Annotated in this window: 21 protein-coding genes; 10 read left to right on the top strand and 11 right to left on the bottom strand. The window is 54.1% G+C overall.

Translation table 11 applies throughout. The annotated features are described in order from the left end of the window. Positions 1 to 8 precede the first annotated feature (8 nt). Complete coding sequence (locus ACWGKN_RS06175; protein ID WP_035229090.1) at positions 9 to 1541, top strand: Rne/Rng family ribonuclease; 1533 nt, start codon at positions 9 to 11, stop codon at positions 1539 to 1541. Between the two features lie 51 nt (positions 1542 to 1592). Beyond that, positions 1593 to 2981 carry a M23 family metallopeptidase gene (locus tag ACWGKN_RS06170; RefSeq protein WP_035229091.1) on the top strand — a complete coding sequence of 463 codons (1389 nt, stop codon included), beginning with the start codon at positions 1593 to 1595 and terminating at the stop codon, positions 2979 to 2981. 69 nt (positions 2982 to 3050) lie between these two features. Here the strand turns inward: ACWGKN_RS06170 and ACWGKN_RS06165 are convergent, their stop codons facing one another. Together ACWGKN_RS06165 and ACWGKN_RS06160 are read right to left on the bottom strand one after the other, a co-directional pair. Then, a complete protein-coding gene (locus ACWGKN_RS06165; protein WP_424256302.1) occupies positions 3051 to 3218 on the bottom strand; it encodes a hypothetical protein in 168 nt (55 codons plus the stop codon). Between the two features lie 23 nt (positions 3219 to 3241). After that, positions 3242 to 4396, bottom strand: a complete 1155-nt coding sequence (locus tag ACWGKN_RS06160) for a SprT-like domain-containing protein (protein WP_452094877.1) — start codon at positions 4394 to 4396, stop codon at positions 3242 to 3244. Positions 4397 to 4564: 168 nt separating this feature from the next. On the opposite strand from ACWGKN_RS06160, the gene lptF reads away from it, so the two are divergent. The 3 genes from lptF to ACWGKN_RS06145 all read left to right on the top strand — a co-directional run bounded on the left by lptF (position 4565) and on the right by ACWGKN_RS06145 (position 8215). Continuing rightward, complete coding sequence (gene lptF / locus ACWGKN_RS06155) at positions 4565 to 6025, top strand: LPS export ABC transporter permease LptF (protein ID WP_452094876.1); 1461 nt, start codon at positions 4565 to 4567, stop codon at positions 6023 to 6025. A gap of 131 nt (positions 6026 to 6156) precedes the next feature. Continuing rightward, positions 6157 to 7761, top strand: a complete 1605-nt coding sequence (locus ACWGKN_RS06150) for a bifunctional ADP-dependent NAD(P)H-hydrate dehydratase/NAD(P)H-hydrate epimerase (RefSeq protein ID WP_035229093.1) — start codon at positions 6157 to 6159, stop codon at positions 7759 to 7761. A 4-nt stretch (positions 7762 to 7765) separates the two neighbouring features. Next, positions 7766 to 8215 (top strand): CBS domain-containing protein, encoded by a 450-nt coding sequence (locus ACWGKN_RS06145; protein WP_035229094.1) that lies wholly within the window; start codon positions 7766 to 7768, stop codon positions 8213 to 8215. Between the two features lie 31 nt (positions 8216 to 8246). On the opposite strand, the gene ung is transcribed toward ACWGKN_RS06145, so the two are convergent. The 6 genes from ung to obgE form a co-directional block, all read right to left on the bottom strand. After that, positions 8247 to 8921 carry a uracil-DNA glycosylase gene (gene ung, locus ACWGKN_RS06140; RefSeq protein ID WP_424256305.1) on the bottom strand — a complete coding sequence of 225 codons (675 nt, stop codon included), beginning with the start codon at positions 8919 to 8921 and terminating at the stop codon, positions 8247 to 8249. 72 nt (positions 8922 to 8993) lie between these two features. Next, entirely contained in the window at positions 8994 to 10193 is a 1200-nt protein-coding gene (locus ACWGKN_RS06135; RefSeq protein WP_452094875.1) for a chemotaxis protein CheB, read from the bottom strand. A gap of 167 nt (positions 10194 to 10360) precedes the next feature. Next, positions 10361 to 11017, bottom strand: coding sequence for a nicotinate-nucleotide adenylyltransferase (gene nadD, locus ACWGKN_RS06130; RefSeq protein WP_035229097.1), 657 nt, complete (start codon positions 11015 to 11017; stop codon positions 10361 to 10363). Then, positions 11014 to 12279 carry a glutamate-5-semialdehyde dehydrogenase gene (locus ACWGKN_RS06125; protein WP_035229098.1) on the bottom strand — a complete coding sequence of 422 codons (1266 nt, stop codon included), beginning with the start codon at positions 12277 to 12279 and terminating at the stop codon, positions 11014 to 11016. The genes nadD and ACWGKN_RS06125 overlap by 4 nt, the downstream gene beginning before the upstream one ends. 29 nt (positions 12280 to 12308) lie before the next feature. Beyond that, complete coding sequence (gene proB, locus ACWGKN_RS06120) at positions 12309 to 13466, bottom strand: glutamate 5-kinase (protein WP_052159910.1); 1158 nt, start codon at positions 13464 to 13466, stop codon at positions 12309 to 12311. A 41-nt stretch (positions 13467 to 13507) separates the two neighbouring features. Then, on the bottom strand, positions 13508 to 14479 hold the full coding sequence (obgE, locus tag ACWGKN_RS06115; RefSeq protein WP_424252823.1) for a GTPase ObgE: 972 nt from the start codon (positions 14477 to 14479) through the stop codon (positions 13508 to 13510). Between obgE and ACWGKN_RS06110 the strand changes: the two genes are divergently transcribed. Further along, on the top strand, positions 14378 to 14629 hold the full coding sequence (locus ACWGKN_RS06110; protein WP_424252825.1) for a hypothetical protein: 252 nt from the start codon (positions 14378 to 14380) through the stop codon (positions 14627 to 14629). The genes obgE and ACWGKN_RS06110 overlap by 102 nt on opposite strands. A 36-nt stretch (positions 14630 to 14665) precedes the next feature. On the opposite strand, the gene rpmA is transcribed toward ACWGKN_RS06110, so the two are convergent. The 3 genes from rpmA to ACWGKN_RS06095 all read right to left on the bottom strand — a co-directional run bounded on the left by rpmA (position 14666) and on the right by ACWGKN_RS06095 (position 15907). Beyond that, positions 14666 to 14923, bottom strand: a complete 258-nt coding sequence (gene rpmA, locus ACWGKN_RS06105; RefSeq protein ID WP_035229099.1) for a 50S ribosomal protein L27 — start codon at positions 14921 to 14923, stop codon at positions 14666 to 14668. 51 nt (positions 14924 to 14974) lie between these two features. Continuing rightward, positions 14975 to 15286, bottom strand: coding sequence for a 50S ribosomal protein L21 (gene rplU, locus ACWGKN_RS06100; protein WP_035229101.1), 312 nt, complete (start codon positions 15284 to 15286; stop codon positions 14975 to 14977). Positions 15287 to 15460: 174 nt separating this feature from the next. Next, complete coding sequence (locus ACWGKN_RS06095; protein ID WP_035229314.1) at positions 15461 to 15907, bottom strand: AP2 domain-containing protein; 447 nt, start codon at positions 15905 to 15907, stop codon at positions 15461 to 15463. A gap of 273 nt (positions 15908 to 16180) precedes the next feature. Between ACWGKN_RS06095 and ACWGKN_RS06090 the strand changes: the two genes are divergently transcribed. From ACWGKN_RS06090 to ACWGKN_RS06075, 4 genes are all read left to right on the top strand, one after another. Next, the gene (locus ACWGKN_RS06090; protein WP_035229317.1) at positions 16181 to 16570 is read left to right on the top strand and encodes a MazG nucleotide pyrophosphohydrolase domain-containing protein; all 390 of its coding nucleotides are present in this window, start codon (positions 16181 to 16183) and stop codon (positions 16568 to 16570) included. Positions 16571 to 16765: 195 nt separating this feature from the next. Beyond that, the gene (gene rpsF, locus ACWGKN_RS06085; protein ID WP_052159911.1) at positions 16766 to 17194 is read left to right on the top strand and encodes a 30S ribosomal protein S6; all 429 of its coding nucleotides are present in this window, start codon (positions 16766 to 16768) and stop codon (positions 17192 to 17194) included. Positions 17195 to 17232: 38 nt separating this feature from the next. Beyond that, on the top strand, positions 17233 to 17478 hold the full coding sequence (rpsR, locus tag ACWGKN_RS06080; protein ID WP_424253643.1) for a 30S ribosomal protein S18: 246 nt from the start codon (positions 17233 to 17235) through the stop codon (positions 17476 to 17478). Between the two features lie 20 nt (positions 17479 to 17498). Then, on the top strand, positions 17499 to 18476 hold the full coding sequence (locus ACWGKN_RS06075; RefSeq protein WP_052159912.1) for a DUF2232 domain-containing protein: 978 nt from the start codon (positions 17499 to 17501) through the stop codon (positions 18474 to 18476). The last annotated feature ends 51 nt before the right edge of the window (positions 18477 to 18527 follow it).

The raw sequence follows: 18527 nt of genomic DNA, 5'->3' as shown, positions 1-18527 counted from the left end.
CCCAGCCAATGAGCACTGATATTCTCATCAATTCAAGGAGCTATGAAGTCCGACTGGCCCTTGTCGAAAATGGTGTCCTGACCGAATTCCACATGCAGAGACCTATGGAGAAAGGTCTCAAGGGCAACATCTACCGCGGCCGGATTGTCCGAGTCCTGCCGGGAATGCAGGCGGCCTTCGTCGACATCGGCCTCGAACGCACCGGTTTTCTCTACGTCGATGATGTCCACATCTCCGAAAAGGATATCGAGAAGCGGATGCTCGGCCAGGAATCGTCGCCGGCCATGGACGAGTTGTCGCCCGCCCCCGTTGAAATCAACGGCAGGCGATCCCATGGCGCCAATATCGAGGATCTTCTTATCGAGGGCCAGGACGTGCTGGTCCAGGTCAGCAAGGATCCGATAGGCACCAAGGGCGCCCGACTGACCTGCCATATCACCCTGCCCTGCCGCAACCTGGTCTTCATCCCCCTGACCGATCACATCGGGGTGTCGCGCAAAATTGAAAATGAGGAAATCCGCACCATCCTCAAGGAACAGATCGAGGAGATCAGACCGCAGGGCACCGGTTTCATCGTCAGGACGGTCGCCGAGCACGCCAAGGTGGAGGAACTCGAAGCCGACATGGAATTTCTGATGCTCCTCTGGGACGAGATCAGGGATCTCGCCAGGAGCTCGAAATCCCCTGCCCTGGTCTACGAGGACCTCGACATCACCCTCCGTTCGGTCCGCGACCTGTTCACCAACGATGTCGACCGGTTGATCATCGACGAGAAGGCCGCCTATGACAAGCTGCTCCATTTCGTCCGCGCCTTCGCCCCGCAGCTGCAGGAAAGGATATCCCTGTACCAGGGTGAGAGTCCCCTGTTCGAAGCCCACGGCATCGAGGTCGAGATCAATCGGGCCATCGAGAAAAAGGTCTGGCTCCGTTCCGGCGGCTATATCATCATCGAGAGTACCGAGGCCCTCTCCGTCATCGACGTCAACACCGGTCGGTTTGTCGGCAAGAACGACCTCAACGAGACGATCTTCAAGACCAATATCGAGGCCGCCAAGGAGATCGCCTACCAGCTCCGCCTGCGCAACATCGGCGGGATCATCATCATCGACTTCATCGACATGGAGGATGAGTTCCATCGCGAGGAACTCTTCACCACCTTCAAGGAGGCCGTCAAGAAGGACAAGAGCAGGATCAACATCCTCAAGCTCTCCGAGTTCGGCCTGGTCCAGATGACCAGGAAGAGAAACAGTGAAAACCTCCACCAGCTGATGTGCGAACCCTGCCATTACTGCGCCGGCGAAGGGATGTTGAAGTCGCGCCGGACGATCTGCTACGATATCTTCCGAAAGCTCAGCCGCAATGCGGCCAAGGCCTCAGGCAACACCGTGACCGTCCGGGTCCATCCGCGCATCGCCGACATACTGCTGAAGGAAGAAGAATTGACCATTCTCCAACTCGAGCAGGAGATCTCCAAGCGGTTGGTCATCTCCCCGGCAAAGGATCTCCATATCGAAAAATACGAGATCATCTGGCAGCGTTGATCTTGTTTCGATTTCCCCATTCCAGATTTGATTCAAGGATATTTCCAGACTATGAAGACCAGAAGGTTGAAAAAAAAGACCAGCGGTTCCGGCAAAATCGGAAAATTTATTCTCATTTTTTTCTCTGTCGTCCTGCTCGTTGCCGGCACCACCGCATTCTTCCTCTTTTTTGAAGGAGAGAAGCCCCTCGCCTCCTTCAAAGATAACCCCAACTACATAGGAAAACAGGCAAAAATCGGTTACACGGTCACCGATGGTAAAAGCGGCATCCGCAAGGTGACCCTCACCGCCGTCCAGGGAGAGACGACAAAGCAACTGTCGTTGAAGGAAAACCCCCGAACCGGCTATCTCGGCAGAATCGGTCCAGCCGAAGAAAAGGGGGAGATCACCTTCGAACCACAGAAATTCGGCTTCAAGGAAGGAAAGATCCAGGTTACCCTCGAAGCGCGGGACTTCTCGTTCAGAGGACTGCTGGCCGGCAACGGCACGACGGTGACCAGGGACATCACCCTCGACCTCAAACCGCCGGTGGTCCAACTGCTCCACGGTGAGCGCTATATCTCCCCCGGCGGCACCGGAATTGCCATCTACCGGGTCTCCGAGCCCGACTGTTCCCATGGCGTGACCATCAACGGTCGGACCAATCCCGGGTACCCTGTCGGGGCCGATCGCCCGAATACCTACATCGCCTACTTTGCCCTGCCCTATGATACCGAAGGTGTCGCCGAGGCCAAGGTCAGCGCCACCGACAGGGCCGGCAATACGGCGATCATGGGGTTTACCCCGGTCTTCCAGAAGATCGCCCGGCAGCATGACCGCATCAATATCGGCGACGGCTTCCTCAACGCCAAGATTCCCGAGTTCGAACAGCATTATCCGGAAATGCAGGGCACCCCGGTAGAAAAATATCTCTATATCAACAACGCCATCCGTGACGCCAACAACAAGATCATCTCCGAGGCATGTGTCAAAGCGACCCCTGAGCGGCTATGGAAAGGCAAGTTCCTGCGCATGCTGGGCAGTCCCAAGGCCGGCTTTGCCGATCACCGCACCTACTACTACCAGGACAAGGAGATCGACAAGCAGGTCCACCTCGGCGTCGACATCGCCTCGACCGAGCGGATCGGCGTCCAGGCCGCCAACACCGGCAAGGTGGTCTTTGCCGACTACCTCGGCATCTATGGCAACATGGTGATCCTCGACCATGGCCAGGGCGTCTTCAGCCTCTACTCGCACTTGAGCCAGATCAATGTCGCCGTCGGCGACACCCTGGAGAAGGGGAAAATCCTCGGTCTGACCGGCACCTCGGGGATGGCCGGCGGTGACCACCTGCATTTTTCGATGCTGATCAACGGCGTTTTCTCGATGCCGAAGGAATGGTGGGACGAGCACTGGCTCGATGTCACCATCGAATCCCCGCTGTCGGAGACCAAAGGTTGATGCCGGCGATGCGCCTTCTTCCCCGCGAGGTATCGTGGCAAAGAAGGCGCATTGACCGCGGTTGACGGGTCAATCCTCGATATCGTAATCGGGGTGGCCGCAGAGGACGCAGCGCAGGACCATGTCATCCCGATCGAGGATCCATTCCCAGCCATTCTCCTCGATCAACTCTTTCTTTTCCTCCGCACAGGTGATGCACACCCAGCGGTCCCCATCCTTGGTCTCAAACAGGTGCATGTCGACTCCTTGTCCCTCGATAATTAATTTTCCGGCAGCAGGTTGGGGCCGCAACCGTCAGCCGTCCCTTCCCCGATCCCGGCCCTGAGCGTTATCTCCCGCCCCGCGGCCATCCCCAGGGAATACAGGCCCGGATCGACCCGGGTTTTCCTGCCGCCCTGTTTTTTCAGCCGCGGATGCCTTCTGGCCAGCAGGGCTTCCACCTCGCGATCGCCGGCGACGGGGTGCAATTGAACCACGTCGAGGTGCCTGCCGCCGGCCTTCCCCCCTCCCGCCGCCTTTTCATCTTTTCGATTCCGGGTCAGGTTCTGTTCGAACCCTTGCAGCACCCCGCAACAATAGCTGTTCTTCATCCCTCGTGCCCCCCCTGGAAGACCATGGCGGTGGGCATGCCAGAGCGCCGCCAGTCTGTGTTCCAGAAAATGGTAGCAGTACTCGGCAATTTCCACATAGTCCCTGCGGCCGAAAATCTCAAACGACCTGCATACCGCATCGGCCTCGGGATCATAGATTCGGGAATGGATAAGTCTCACATTGAAATGGCGGGAAAGCAGCGAGGCGATCAACCGTTGGTAGAGCTGGACCCGTTGCCGGGCAAGGGAGATGATCCTGTAGGTCACCTTGTCGAGTGGTCGTTCCACCTCGGCTCTCTCCAGTTCATGCCGGTTCATGATCCGCACCGCCATCTCCAGGGCCAGCCGGGCTTCATGTTCGTTGGCCGATTGGGACAGCGCCAGGACCTTGCGGACCTTCTCGATCAACCTTCCCCGGCGGTCATCGCCGTGAGTGGCGGCCGCCATCGGGGTCTGGAGCAAGGCGGGATGAAGGCGGGCCCGGCTGAATTCCTCCGGCAGTCCCAGCATATCGCATGCCTGGCGGAACCGGCTGTCATGCGGCATCTCATGACCGCCGAACAGCTCGTCGCAGATCTGATGCGCCATCTCGTGCTTCAGGACATTGATGGTCATATCCCAGCCATGGTTGACAACCACATGGCGGCTGATACCGATGGTCCGGATGTGCCGTTGCCAGCGCCCGAGGGTTTCGGTTGTTTCGATGATTTCGATGACCGGGTGGACCAGATGAAGGGAATATTGGAAACAGATCTGGCCGAAATCGTCCTGCAGCTGTCTTGCCCAGGCCTGAAGCAGGCCTGCATCTACGCTTCGCACATCCATATTTTTTTCACTTCGGTTGCACCATAAGGCAAAAACTCGACATTCGACAACTTACTGCTTGTTTGTGAAAGCACTTTTCAGTAATGTCCTCGAGATACTTCCCCGACCGATCCAGTGGCAGCCTGTTTCCTGCCTACCGGGATCATGCAAGTCTGATATTTCCTGGATATGAAACCACCTTCACTACGCCTTCCGTTCCTTCTCTACAGTTATCTCGCGACCGAAATGCTGGCTCCCTTTTTCGCCAGCTTTCTGATCATGAACTGCGTGTTTTTCCTGGTCAAGCTCATCCCCTTCCTCAATTTTGTCCTTGATCTGAAGATCGGATTCACCGATTTCGTCCGTCTGTTTTCCTATCTGTTTCCCAACATGTTCCTCTACTCCATTCCGATGGCCGCAATGATGGGAATCACCATCGGATTTTCGCGGCTCGCCAACGATTCGGAGATCCTCGCCTTCAAGGCCGGCGGAATCAGCATATACCAGATCCTGCCGCCCGTCATCGTGGTCGCCTCGCTCATCGCCCTGCTGACCAGTTATTTCTCCATCGCCCTGATCCCGGTAAGCGAAGTTGCCATGAAACAACTTACATATCAACTCCTCAAGGAAAAAATCGACAAGGGGATCCAGGAACACCAGTTCACCGAGGCCCTTGGAGACCTGGTAGTCTACGTCGGCAAAATCAACCAGGAGTCCGGAGAATGGCGGGATGTCTGGGTATCCGATATGCGTGGCCAGGTCATTCCAACCATTACCATGGCCTCCTCCGGCAAGATGAAAAGCGAGATCGACCGGATGAAGGTTACCATCATCCTCCGCAACGGCAGCCTCCACCGGCCGGATACCCCTAATTCCCAGGTGGTCCAGTTCGACAGGTACCAGCTCAACATCCCTCTACAGCCACCCTCCGCGGCGGCCAACGCCTTCAGCCGGGGAACCCTGGCCATGCCCGAACTGCTCGCCAAGGCCAGGGAATTCGGTGGGACCTCGACTGAAAAAGGGAGGGTGCTGATCATTGAATACCATAAGCGGCTGGTTCTGCCGGCCGGCTGCCTCATCCTCTGTCTGCTCGGGCTGCCTCTCGGACTGCAGGCCGGTCCTGGTCGCCGGGCCATCGGCATCCCGATGGGGCTGGCAGTTTTTATTCTCTATTATATCCTCTTCACCTTCGCCAAGATGGTGGCCAAGGATCAAACTCTGCCGATTGGTCCGGCGATGTGGGGCCCGAACATGGTGATTCTGTTGATGGCCCTTTTCTTTATCCGCCAGGTGTCAAATGAACAGCTGCTGATACCGGAAAAAATCACCAATTTCGTCATTATCAACCTGAGGAAGGTCTTCTCACCGGTATTCAACCGTCTCCATTCTGCGATTATCGCCATCATCGAGAAAATAAAACCGGTGAGGACCACCGCACCGATCGTTGCCGCCGCGACGGCGCAACCGCTTCCGCTCCATGGTGATATCAGGAATCGGATCTTTCATCTGGCCGGCTGTAAAGACTATCACGACAGGCATTGCACCCTTGATTTCAGGGACATCGAGGTGGCGATGGATGCCGGTTTCAGACCATGCGAATTCTGCAGGGAACGCATCGAGCTTGCTCAAAATGCCAAGTCTGGGCAATGAATTGCACTCAACCTCGATTACTGAATCGATTTTCTTGTTTCAGGCGTTGACACATCTGTTGAGCAGCCTATATACATCATAATGGGTGGTTATTCTTTCGCGTACAACATGCTCAACTTCAGGAAATTATCATGAAATTGCCAACAGCTGTTGAAATGCGGGCTCTCGATCGCAACGCCATCGAAGATTTCGGCATTCCCGGGATTGTCCTGATGGAAAACGCCGGGCTTGGAACTGTCCATATGATGATCAGGGAACTCGGCCCCTGCGAAAACTCCTTTGCCCTGATCTTTGTCGGGCCCGGCAACAACGGCGGCGATGGTTTTGTCATCGGTCGTCACCTCCACCAGCGTGGCTGCCAGCCGATTTTCTTCATCATGGTCAACCCCGATCATCTCTCCGGTGATGCCGCGGTCAACTTCAATATAGTCGAAAAACTCAAACTGCCCTTCCATATCATCGACAGCAAGGTTCGGGTCAAGACCATTCCCGTGCTCTTCAAACAGATCGAATCCCGAGGTCTTCCCTGTTATGCCGTTGTTGACGCCCTCTTCGGGACTGGTCTCGGCCGCCAAATCAACGGCCACTTCGCCGACGTCATCGACCTGATCAATCAGTCCGAGTTCGCGCACTCGGTTCCGGTAGTGTCGGTGGATATTCCGTCCGGGCTTGATTCGGACAGTGGCCGGATCCTCGGAAAATGCATCAAGGCCGACTATACCGCAACATTCGGTTGCCCCAAGCCCGGCCATTTTATCCACAGTAGTTCGGATATGAGCGGCGCCCTGCGGATCATCGATATCGGCATTCCCCCGGAAGCGGTCTATAAGGCCGAAATCGCTACAGAGCTCATCACCGAATCGACATGCCGGCAGTGGGCGAAACCTCTGATCCGTGGCAAGGCATCACACAAGGGAAGTCATGGTCACCTCCTGCTCCTGGCCGGATCGCCCGGCAAGACCGGGGCGGCCCTGCTGGCCGCTAAAGGGGCACTCCGCAGCGGATGCGGCCTGGTCAGTCTCTGTGTGCCGCACATGCTGAACTCTATTTTTGAAACCGCACTCCTCGAGGCGATGACCATCCCGCTTCGCAACAGCCCCGCCTTTATCGGTATCGCCGACCGTGATCATATCCTTCAGGCGATCATAGACAAACAGGCAATCGTTCTCGGGCCGGGCCTCGGCACCAATCCTCAGACCGTCGAGCTGGTGCTGTTCCTGTACCAGCATGTCCACCAGCCCCTCATCATCGATGCCGATGCGCTGAACATACTGGCCGGCCATCCCCACCAGGTCGGCGAGCCTGCCGGGCCACGGATCTTCACCCCCCATCCCGGCGAACTCGGTCGTCTGGCCAATGCCTCGGTCCGGGAAATCCAGGATCATCGACTCGAGGCGGCGCGCAAGGCCTGCACGCTCTTCAAGCGCAACGATCAGCAGATCATCATGGTCCTGAAGGGAGCCGGGACCATCGTAGCCGCTGATGATGGCATGGCCATGATCAATACTACCGGCAATCCCGGCATGGCAACCGGCGGTATGGGAGACGTACTGAGCGGTGTCATCGGCGCCCTCGTCTGCCAGGGTATCGGGCCGCCGCATGCGGCGGCCATGGCTGTGTACCTGCATGGATCGGCAGGTGACGAGCTTTTCCAACAGCAAGGGGTAGGGTACAGCGCCAGTGAACTCGCCGACGTCCTGCCCTCAATCATCCACAAACATATCCGCCAAAGGTAAAGCAATGAAAAATGCCTCCGATATCATGACCAGGGAAGTTATCACCGTTTCGCTGGAAACCACCGTTCAGCAACTGGCGCAGCTGCTGTCCGCACACGGTATCAGCGGCGTGCCGGTGGTCGATCCGGACGGCAGGGTTCTCGGCATCGTGACCGAAAGCGACCTGATCGACCAGAACAAGAAAGTTCACATCCCTACAATCGTCACAATCCTCGATTCTTTTTTCTTCCTCGAAAATCCAGACAAGATGGAACAGGAGATGCGGAAAATAGCCGGGGCCACCGTAGCGGATATCTACAGCTCACCGGCGGTAACCGTTACGACCACCACCCCGGTCGATGAGATCGCAACCATCATGTCGGAAAAAAACGTCCATACCCTGCCCGTCGTCGACGATGGTCAACTCTATGGAATTATAGGAAAAAAAGATATTATAAAGACAATTGCCGGATGATCCGGGAGAAACCGGAACGGCCTTGGCGGTGTTACCAGATGATAGGCTGCTGACCGTGGCGGATCAGGTATTCATTGCAACGGACGAAGATCCCCGACCCCAGAAAACCTCTGTGGGCTGAAAGGGGAGAAGGATGGCTGGTCTTGAGCACCAGATGTTTTCTGCGATCAATCAGCGGCTCCTTCTTCTGGGCGAAGGAGCCCCAGAGCATGAAAACCACGTGTTCCTTCAGTCGTGACACCGTCCTGATGATGTCGTCCGTGAGTTCATGCCAGCCGAGATTGGCATGGGAATTGGGCTTCCTGGCGATGACGGTCAGGCTGGCATTGAGGAGCAGCACCCCTTGTTGGGCCAGTCGTGTCAGATCGCTATCGACACTGATCGGCTTCCCCTGGTAAATGCTGTCATTGATTTCCTTCAGGATATTGCGCAGCGATGGCGGTTCGGGGACCCCGTTTCTCACGGAAAAACAGAGTCCATGGGCCTCCGGGCCCTTCCCCGGATGGGCATTGATATACGGATCCTGACCGATTATCACCACCTTGACACTATCAAGACTGGTGACCCTCATCGCATCGAACACGTGTTGACGCGGAGGATAGACCGGCTCTCCAGAGGCCGCCGGTCCATAGGCCTTTTGGACCAGTTCCCTGTGCACACCCTGCCGCATCAGCGGCACCTGTTCTTCCCAGAGCAATTTTCTCACCAGTTTCTACAGAACAAACGCGACCGGTGTTACGCCATCCGGAGTTTCCCCATCACGTAAGAAGTGCCATGATCAGGCTGCGGTCACCGTCCTTTTGGAGCCGTAATGAAGCGCCTGAATCTGCGCGATCAGATCGTTTTCACCCAACGATGAGATTGACGAACAATTGTTGCGGATCAGGGTGCCCAAACCCTTGCAATAGCATTCGGCTGGGTCCAGCATCAATGCCGTGCCTTGGGCCTCCACGAGCGCCTGCATTCCTGCGGCGCCGCCATGGGCATCACCCGAGAGGATTATTCCCGCGGTCCGATTCCTGAACACGGCGGCGGTCGATGACAGCAGCAAATCGAGAGGACTTTTGCCATCATCACTGGATAGCTGCTGAAAACTGTAATTGGCGCTATAGGGTTTGAGGCCGAACAACTCCGTGCCGGAGACGATATAGCAATTTCCTCCATCGATGCACATGTTTTCCCGGGCCCGGATCACCTTCATTGAGCATATCGAGTTCAGGTATTCGGTAAAGGAGCTGACCGCATTCTCCTCGTCAAAGATGACGACGATCAGCGCCCCTCCCATATCCGCATCCAGTTTTGGCACGATGTTGAGCAGATTGCGAAAACAACCCGAACCACCGGCCAGAATCGAAATGAAATTATTCCTCCTGAATTTATCGAAATGATTCCGAATTTCGATGATATCCCCGCAATTTTGACAACGGATCTCCCGCAGGACCAGATCTCTGTCTCCGTCAACACTCTGCCGGGTACCGCATTCCTCGCAAAAAATTATCTGCTTTTCTCGGGACAGCCTGGCCTGATGGCCTTTCTGCAGCGTAAAAATCGGTTCGATTGATCGTACCGTGTTACCGGCGGCGTTAATCACTTTCTGAATGACGATCTGGCCATAGATCTCAATATTATGTTCCTGGAACAGAAAATCCTTGCAGATAAAATCCACCGCACCATTTTTCAGGGTATCGAAGCAGCGGGCCGTCCCTTCACTGGTGAGACTGGAGAACATGATGATGGGCGTAGGGCAATGGATCATCAGGTGCTGGAGGGCAGTCATCCCATCCATTACCGGCATCTCGAGGTCCATGAGTATGACATCAGGCGTTTGTTTCAGCACGAGTTCAAGTGCTTCGATGCCGTCCCTTGCTTCACCAATGATCTCGATATCGATTGTATTTTCAAATATGTCGCGAAGAAAACGTCGGAAAACGAGAGAATCATCCGCGATCAAAACCGTTATCTTTCCCGATAGTTGCATAGTATCACGTTTCCATGACTCAATCACGTTGACTATACTAAGAAAAAATCCCCTCTCCAACCCGATCCGGAGCCGCCTGCACCACCGGTTGTTTCAGCATGGAACTGCATCCCGACACTTTCGAGTTCCACAATATTCCCGTATCCTGCTTCGATCTCGACCGTCGACTATTGCCCAGCTTTGCCTTGATACAGCTTATTCGCTCGAATATACCGGTAAACCACCTCTGGAACCATATCATTGATTGGTTCTCCCAGTCGAATTTTTCGCCTGATTGTCGATGAGGATACAGTCAGCGGAGCCTTGGTCAGGAAATAGATCGGCAACCTGTCGTCATTGCTTTTCCACATGTGACCAGCCGTGGAATACCCCAGCTCCCCGGCAAGTTGTGCCTTGAGGGGGGCGAGCTTTTCTCTTTCCCGTTCCGAGACGACGAAGGACGCCATTGCCAGCAGTCGGTTGTATTCCTTCCAGGTCTGTATCTCCAGAAATGCGTCCAGTCCGGTGAGAAAATAGAAATCGGTGTCCGGGGCATACTGTCGATGAAAATTGCGCAATGTTTCGACGGTATAGGTGGGCACCGGAAGTTGTGCTTCCACCAGCGAACATTCAAATTCAGTTCGATCGTGCAGGGCCAGCCTGAGCATCTCGACCCGGTGGTGGAATGGAGTCAATTCGGATGCCGCCTTATGCGGCGGCATCGCGGCCGGAATAAAGACTATCCTGTCCAGTCCGCATTCGGACAGCGCTGACTCAGCAAGGCGGAGATGCCCGTAATGTACCGGATCGAAGGTCCCGCCGAACAGGCCGATCCGTGCCCTCAACTGCGAACCTGCCCCTGGCCGAAAACGACAAATTTCCGGGTGGTCAACTCCTCCAGTCCCATCGGTCCATAGGCATGCAGTTTGGTCGTGCTGATGCCGATCTCCGCGCCCAGCCCCAGCTGACCGCCGTCGTTGAACCGGGTCGAGGCGTTGACCATGACGGCCGAGGCGTCGATGGTGGCGATGAACTCCTGGGCCGTCGAGTAGTTCTCGGTAATAATCGCCTCGGTATGCTGCGACCCGTATTGCTGGATATAGGTGCGCGCCTCATCGAGGCTGTCGACCACCCGAACGACGAGCTTCAGATCCAGATATTCCCGGCCCCAGTCGTCATCCCCGGCGGCGGTCATCTGCGGCAGGATCCGCAGGCAGCGGGGGCAGCCGCGCAATTCAACCCCATTTTTGCTTAATGCATCAGCGATTATCGGGAGATATGATTCGGCGACAGCCCGGTCGAGCAGGAGCCCTTCCAGGGCATTGCATACCCCCGGCCGCTGTACCTTGGCGTTGAGGATAATCGGCGTCGCCTTGTCGAGATCGGCATCCTTGTCGACAAAGATATGACAGACCCCCTTGTAGTGTTTCAACACCGGAATTTTAGAGGTTTCGGTGACAAACCGTATCAGTCCCTCCCCTCCTCGCGGGATGACGAGATCGATATACTGTTCCTGGGCGAGCATGATATTGACGGCCTGGCGGTCGGTTACCGGGATGACCTGAGCGGCGTTTTCATCAACCCCTTCCTCGGCAAAGGCCCGCTGGAGAATCGTCGCCAGGGCCATGTTGCTGTGCAGAGCCTCCGATCCCCCCCGCAGGATAACGGCGTTGCCCGCCTTGAGACACAGGGCCGCGGCGTCAATCGTCACATTCGGCCGTGATTCGTAGATCATGGCGATGACCCCCAGCGGGACCCGCATCCGGCCAACCAGCAGGCCGTTCGGCCGTTTGACCATCTCCCGGATCGCACCGACCGGATCCGGCAGGGCGCAGACTTCCCGCAGCCCGGTAATCATCGAGGCGATGACTGCATCGGATAGCTCGAGCCGATTGAGCATCGCCGCCGACAGGCCTTTTTCCTTCCCCAACTGGAGATCCCTGCCGTTCTCCGCCTGGATATATTCCTTTTCCGCCTCGAGGAGAGCGGCGATCCGCAGCAGGACGGCATTCTTTTTGGCGGTCGAGAGCGACATCAGCGAGTACGAGGCCTTCCGGGCCTGCCGGGCGATGGTGTCGATAATCTGTGCGAGAGAGGTGTTGTCCATATCTTGATCCTGAATACTGCGCATCCGGTTCACAGAATAACGAGGTTGTCGCGGTGGATGACCTCGTCGCTGTCCTTGAAGCCAAGGACTCCGATGATCTGATCTGATTTCAGACCCTTGATTTTTTCAACATCGCGCGAGGAATAGCTGATCAACCCGACTGCGACGACAGTCCCGTCGGCAGCGAGACAGCGGACGGAATCGCCGACGCCGAATTCACCCTCCACCGCCTGAATGCCGGAGGGAAGCAGGCTTTTCCCCTTGCCGGCAATGGCCTGGACGGCCCCGTCGTCAAGGACGAGGGCCCCTTTCGGCTTCAGCACAAAGCTGATCCAGTGCTTGCGGCTGTGCATTTTTTCCCGGCGTGGGAGAAAAAAGGTGCCGACCAATTCGCCGCCGAACAACCCCTGGAGGATATCCTGCCGCCTTCCAGGGCCGATAAAGGCGCTGCCGCCGCGAATCGTAACCATCTTCGCGGCCTTCAGTTTGCTGGTCATGCCCCCTGTCCCGACATCGCTCCTGCTGCCGCCGACCATCTGTTCGATCTCCGGAGTGATCTCGGCCACGGTATATATCGGCGCCGCGTCCTTATCGGCGGTCGGATCACCATTGTACAACCCGTCGACATCGGTCAGGCAGATGAACATGTCGGCCTCGATGATATTGGTGACCAGGGCGCCGAGGGTATCATTGTCGCCGAAGCGCAATTCCTTGACGGAAACCGTGTCGTTTTCGTTGATGATCGGGATGACGCCGAAGCGGAACAGGGTCATGATGGTATTGCGGACATTGAGAAACCTGTCCCGGTCGGCGAGATCGGAGTAGGTCAGGAGAATCTGGGCGATATTTTTTCCATGACGGGCAAATGCCTCTTCGTAGGTCTGCATCAGACTCGATTGTCCGATCGCTGCAAAGGCCTGTTTTTCCGGAAGACTTATATCACCATGGGGGACAAAGGAGATTTTTTTCTTGCCTGCTGCCACCGCCCCGGACGTTACAAGAATTACTTCCCGCCCGCTGCTGTGCAGAAAGCTGATTTCCTTGGCGAGGTTCTGAACGACTGCCCGGTTGATACCGTTTTTGTCGGTGAGGATGGCGCTGCCGACTTTGATGACAACTCTTCTGGCCTTATCGAACAAGGTCTGACGGAAATAGAGCCCATCATCGCGTTGCACCTGAATAGTCATGATTTCAGAGCGGAAGAGAATTCATTTGTATAACCGTCGGCTCAGGGGGCGTCTTTGCTCTCATCAGACGACAGGTCGGGATGCTCGGCCTCGGCAAGATAATCCTCAAGCACCTGCTTCAGTTCTTCAATACCATGCCCTGTCAGGCAAGAGAGCGAAACGGGTTCAAAACCTTTATCACGAAACCATTTTGCCCGGCGTGGCACATCAGATGGGTCGATGAGATCAATCTTATTCAACACCAGAAAGCGTGTGCGTTCAACGAGTTCTTCCTTATATGCCTGGAGTTCTTTCTCGATGGTATAAAAGTTTTTTTTGAAATTGTCATCAGACACATCAATGATATGGAGGAGAATCCTGGTCCTCTCGATATGCCTCAGGAAATTATGCCCCAACCCGACACCGGCATGCGCCCCTTCGATCAGACCGGGGATATCGGCGATAATCACGGGTTCGCTGAACTTGAAGTGGAGAACGCCCAACTGCGGCTCCAGGGTGGTGAAGGGATAATCGGCTATTTTGGGATTGGCGGCGGAAAGTTTTGACAACAAGGTGGACTTGCCGGCATTCGGCAATCCAACCAGGCCGATATCGGCGATCAATTTCAGCTCGATTCTGAGCCAGCGCTCCTCGCCGGGAACACCTTTCGAGGCAAACCGCGGCGTCCGGTTGGTCCCGGTGGCAAATCGGCTGTTGCCCAATCCGCCATCACCGCCATGGGCGGCAATATAGGTATCACCATCGTGGAGGAGGTCGGCGAGAATCTCCCCGGTCTCGTCGTCCTTGATCATCGACCCGTTTGGGACCTCGATGATGCAATTTTCACCTTTTCTGCCGTGCATGTCTTTCCCTTGACCGCCACGACCTCGTTCCGCCTTGAAATGTGAGCGGAAGCGGAAATCGATGAGGGATTGAATCTTCCTGCTGGTCCGGACGATCACATCGCCGCCCTTTCCCCCATCGCCGCCATTGGGCCCCCCCTTGGCAACGTATTTTTCCCGGCGAAAACTCACACAGCCATCACCGCCATCGCCGGCTTTGACAAAAAATTTCGCTTCATCGATGAAGGCCATGATCAACCACAATTAAATAATATGAATTTGATATCGTTTCAGCATAAAAGAAAAAACTCGAATACCTCTAGCCGGTATTCGAGTTTTTGAACCTCCGCTGCTGTCGAAAGAAGAGTCTGATCAATATCAGACTGCAGGATATACACTTACTCTTTTCTTATCCTTGCCGAATTCTTCGTATGTGACAATCCCGTCAACCGTGGCGAACAGAGTATAATCCCGGCCGCAACCAACATTGGTGCCGGGATGAATCTTGGTACCGAGCTGACGGACAAGAATATTGCCAGCCTTGACCTCCTGACCGCCGAAGCGCTTAATTCCTCGTCTTTGACCGGAACTGTCACGACCATTCCGTGAACTGCCGCCCGCTTTCTTATGCGCCATTTCCTACTCCTTGTCTACCAGGATGAACACAGTCCTGATTCTTTGAAAATATTATGCCGAAATTTCTTCTATCTTCAGACCGGTGAAGGACTGCCGATGACCTCGCTTGACCTGATAGCCCTTGCGCCGTTTTTTCTTGAACACGATGATCTTCTTCGCCCGTCCCTGCTCGGCTATTTTTGCCACGACCTTGGCCGACTCGAGTACTGGTTGACCGATCTTTACATCATCGCCGTCGACCACCATCAGGACCTCGTCCAAGTTGACGACGTCTCCGACATTCCCATCCAGCTTTTCGACACGCAATTGATCTCCACAGGCAACCTGATATTGTTTCCCGCCGGTTCGCACTATTGCATACATTGATATAAACCTCTTTTTATAAATATCTTTTCGATTTCAGCAAAGAACTGAATATACTTTGGAATCAGAAATTAAACTTTCTTTCTCGTGAAATGTCAAGCAGTTTTACAAGCGATCGACTGAAATGAAAGCCGTTGGAATGGTGGATAAATCGTGCGGTTGAATAGGCTGCCTTCAAACCGACCCTTCCAGACGTGCTTTTTCTTTTTCCTGACGAATGGCGCATGCCTTGGCAAAGGCCGCCTTTTTTCCATGCTTGCTGATCGAAACCGACGTTTTCCCCTGCTTCCCCTGATGCGTTACCCAACTCACCTCATACCTGTTGAGTTTTTCATTCAACCGCACGCCAACGACCCCGGTACCTGAGTTGCTGACGGTAACCATGTGCTTGTTGGTTCTCACCTTGCCCAGTTTCTTCTCCATCTTGTCACGCCACGAAATGGCAGAGAGAAGACTTGAATATCTCCCACCGCATTTTCTGTCCGAGAAAAATTTTGAATGGGTCTTTCCTACGAATCTGACACGCACATACCATCCGTGAGTTCTTTTGGACTCTTGGTCAATTCGTGCGATATCCTTATGTTTTTCCAAAAGCAACTTCTGTTTTTTGTCTTCTTCCATATACAACCTCATATTCGGCCTCGCCGGCCTACATCCGATAAAAGTCTCCAGATGACAACAGTGTAAGAAAAATGTATGCTCAAACTGCTACCATGAGAGGGGCTGATTTTTTTCAACCACCACAACGTCATATTGCCCGGCACGCTACTTAGCTTAGTCAGGTATTCCTGTCAACCTTTTTTTGAGCATACAGCCGACACAGAGACACACGGCTGAATTGCAGGTTTGGGCAATCCAACCACTCCCTCCGTTATCTTTTATATTTTAAGACCAATGACATCAACATCAAGCCACTTTTCAAATCTCCTGGGAACCGTCAGGAAACTGCTCGGCGAGCAAGGCTGCCCCTGGGACAAACGCCAAACGAATACTTCCCTCAGCAAGTATCTCAAATCCGAACTCGACGAGCTCATCGCCGCGATTGACAATGGCGATCACGAGAATATCTGCGAAGAACTTGGAGACCTGCTCTACCTCATTCTATTGATATCCGAAATCAATAACAGGGATGGTTTTTTTTCCATCGATGCTGTCATCCATTCCATCGACGCCAAACTTGTTCGTCGTCACCCTCATGTATTCGAAAAATTTTCGATAATGAGCGATGACGAATTACGCGAACAATGGCTAGCCATCAAATCGAAAGAGAAAATATCAAAATAAAATTGACACTATATCGTTCAAAGAATATACTGTTTAATTTTCGTTGCACCAGCTCGAGTTCGTTATCAGTTCCCGCACTGACTACGACCAGAGCCGTTGATCCTGCGTGCAGGATCAACCACCTCTTCGCCCCTGATACGATGACGGGGCCAACAGGGCATGAGCCCAAACAACATGAGTCCACGAGGAGGAACCATGCGCAGGTATGAAACGGTCTTCATTCTTCGCCCAAGCCAGAGCGAGGATGAGATCAATGCAATTATTGAAAACACGAAGAATATCATCTTGAGCGACAAAGGCAGCATTATCGATCTCAACAAGTGGGGAATGAAAAAGCTGGCCTATACGATTAAAAAAGAGATTCAGGGACAGTACGTCTTTTGTGACTTTGCCGGCACACCGGCCTCAGTGGCAGAGTTCGAGCGAAAATTCCGGATTGACGATGCCGTTCTCAAATACCTGACCATCAAGACCGCAGATGCCATCTCTGAAGAAGAGATCGGCAAGGCGATAGCCGAAGCAGACGCCAAGCATGCGGTACAGGCCAAAGAAACCTCGGAAGATGAGGACCAGGCCGTGACCGAAGAAGACGAGAGCATAGAAGAAACCACCGATGAAGAATAAGCGCTTAGCAGCGTTTTCCTGAAACTGGAGAATCGATCATGTCACAAAAACCACAGAGAAAATTATTTTCCCGTAAAAAAGTTTGTCGGTTTTGCGCCGACAAGGAAGCAGTTATCGATTACAAAGATGTAAAAACATTACGCAATTTTGTTTCAGAGCGCGGCAAGATCATCCCGCGGCGCATCGTTGGCACCTGTGCAACGCATCAGCGCCAGCTTTGCGAGGCAATCAAACTTGCAAGACATATCGCCTTGCTGCCCTATTCCGGTGCAGCCCAAGGATAATCTTGCAAGAAGGAGAGCGGGTGGCAAGTGAGGAACAAGCCGGTCCAGAGTTGGGAAAAGTGTTTCAAAACATTTTTCTGCTCTTCCTTGCCGCTTTTCTTCCAGCACTTAATTTTTCAGTTTTCGGCTGGTTGAATGGGGTTCTTCCCCTGCTCACGTTTATGCTGCTGTATATGTTCGGCCTGAACGTCGGCAACAAAATGATCCTGACCGGAGGAATACTGGCGTTGATTGCGGGACTCGCAACGGCACGAATTGAACCGCTTCTGATATCATTATCCATGATCCCTTGCGGATATGCGATCAATTGGTCGGCTCTCCGGCGGGAATCACCGGTGCGTGCCGGCCTGAAAGGGATAACGGTTCTGGGCGGGTTCTGGATTTTTCTTGTCGCGGTATTCGCGGCGATTTATGAGATAAATCCATATGCTGAGTTTCTGCAGGCTCTCGATCAGGGTATGGTTGAGGCATTGGAATATTATCGGCGAAGTGACACCGTCCCTGCTGATACGCTAATCATTCTGGAAACGAGCCTCTACCAGATGAAAGGATTGCTTCCTTTGATCATGCCGTCAATATTGACTGGCGTTGTGATATTGACAATATGGATCACCCTGACTGCCGGTAACCGGATGGTGTATCAATTCACCGGGAATTCTCCGTGGCCACGGCAGAGATTGTGGCGGATCCCGGATAACTTGATCTGGCTGATCATCGTTATGGCCCTGGTCGCCCTCGTGTCAAGCGGTCAAATACAGATTGTCGCCATCAATGCATTGATCATAGGGGGAATACTCTATTTTTTTCAAGGACTGGCGGTATTCTCCTTTTTCCTGCACAAGTGGAATCTGCCGATGCTGTTGCGCTCGTTCCTCTATGTGATGGTAATTTTCCAATCGTTTGGAACACTCATTCTCATTGGGACCGGGCTTGCAGATGTATGGTTCGATCTCAGAAAGATCAGAAAACCGGCCGATACCGAATCGGCAAATTTGTAACATTTAATTCTGCAGCAGGACATTCCTGCAGAATGACAAGAGAGATATTAA

It is taken from the genome of Desulfoprunum sp. (assembly GCF_053613775.1).
Note: the sequence above shows the minus strand (reverse complement) of the source record. Positions and strands in the feature narration are given on the sequence as shown.

What these genes read in the sequence shown, in the direction of transcription:
- ACWGKN_RS06175 (WP_035229090.1), top strand. Translation starts at nt 9, where the DNA reads ATGAGCACTGATATTCTCATCAATTCAAGGAGCTATGAAGTCCGACTG.
- rpsF (WP_052159911.1), top strand. Translation starts at nt 16,766, where the DNA reads ATGCGCAGGTATGAAACGGTCTTCATTCTTCGCCCAAGCCAGAGCGAG.
- rpmA (WP_035229099.1), bottom strand. Translation starts at nt 14,923, where the DNA reads ATGGCGCATAAGAAAGCGGGCGGCAGTTCACGGAATGGTCGTGACAGT.
- ACWGKN_RS06135 (WP_452094875.1), bottom strand. Translation starts at nt 10,193, where the DNA reads ATGCAACTATCGGGAAAGATAACGGTTTTGATCGCGGATGATTCTCTC.
- ACWGKN_RS06090 (WP_035229317.1), top strand. Translation starts at nt 16,181, where the DNA reads ATGACATCAACATCAAGCCACTTTTCAAATCTCCTGGGAACCGTCAGG.
- lptF (WP_452094876.1), top strand. Translation starts at nt 4,565, where the DNA reads ATGAAACCACCTTCACTACGCCTTCCGTTCCTTCTCTACAGTTATCTC.
- ACWGKN_RS06125 (WP_035229098.1), bottom strand. Translation starts at nt 12,279, where the DNA reads ATGGACAACACCTCTCTCGCACAGATTATCGACACCATCGCCCGGCAG.
- ACWGKN_RS06150 (WP_035229093.1), top strand. Translation starts at nt 6,157, where the DNA reads ATGAAATTGCCAACAGCTGTTGAAATGCGGGCTCTCGATCGCAACGCC.
- ACWGKN_RS06165 (WP_424256302.1), bottom strand. Translation starts at nt 3,218, where the DNA reads ATGCACCTGTTTGAGACCAAGGATGGGGACCGCTGGGTGTGCATCACC.
- proB (WP_052159910.1), bottom strand. Translation starts at nt 13,466, where the DNA reads ATGACTATTCAGGTGCAACGCGATGATGGGCTCTATTTCCGTCAGACC.
- ACWGKN_RS06095 (WP_035229314.1), bottom strand. Translation starts at nt 15,907, where the DNA reads ATGGAAGAAGACAAAAAACAGAAGTTGCTTTTGGAAAAACATAAGGAT.
- ACWGKN_RS06170 (WP_035229091.1), top strand. Translation starts at nt 1,593, where the DNA reads ATGAAGACCAGAAGGTTGAAAAAAAAGACCAGCGGTTCCGGCAAAATC.
- ACWGKN_RS06160 (WP_452094877.1), bottom strand. Translation starts at nt 4,396, where the DNA reads ATGGATGTGCGAAGCGTAGATGCAGGCCTGCTTCAGGCCTGGGCAAGA.
- rpsR (WP_424253643.1), top strand. Translation starts at nt 17,233, where the DNA reads ATGTCACAAAAACCACAGAGAAAATTATTTTCCCGTAAAAAAGTTTGT.
- ACWGKN_RS06145 (WP_035229094.1), top strand. Translation starts at nt 7,766, where the DNA reads ATGAAAAATGCCTCCGATATCATGACCAGGGAAGTTATCACCGTTTCG.
- rplU (WP_035229101.1), bottom strand. Translation starts at nt 15,286, where the DNA reads ATGTATGCAATAGTGCGAACCGGCGGGAAACAATATCAGGTTGCCTGT.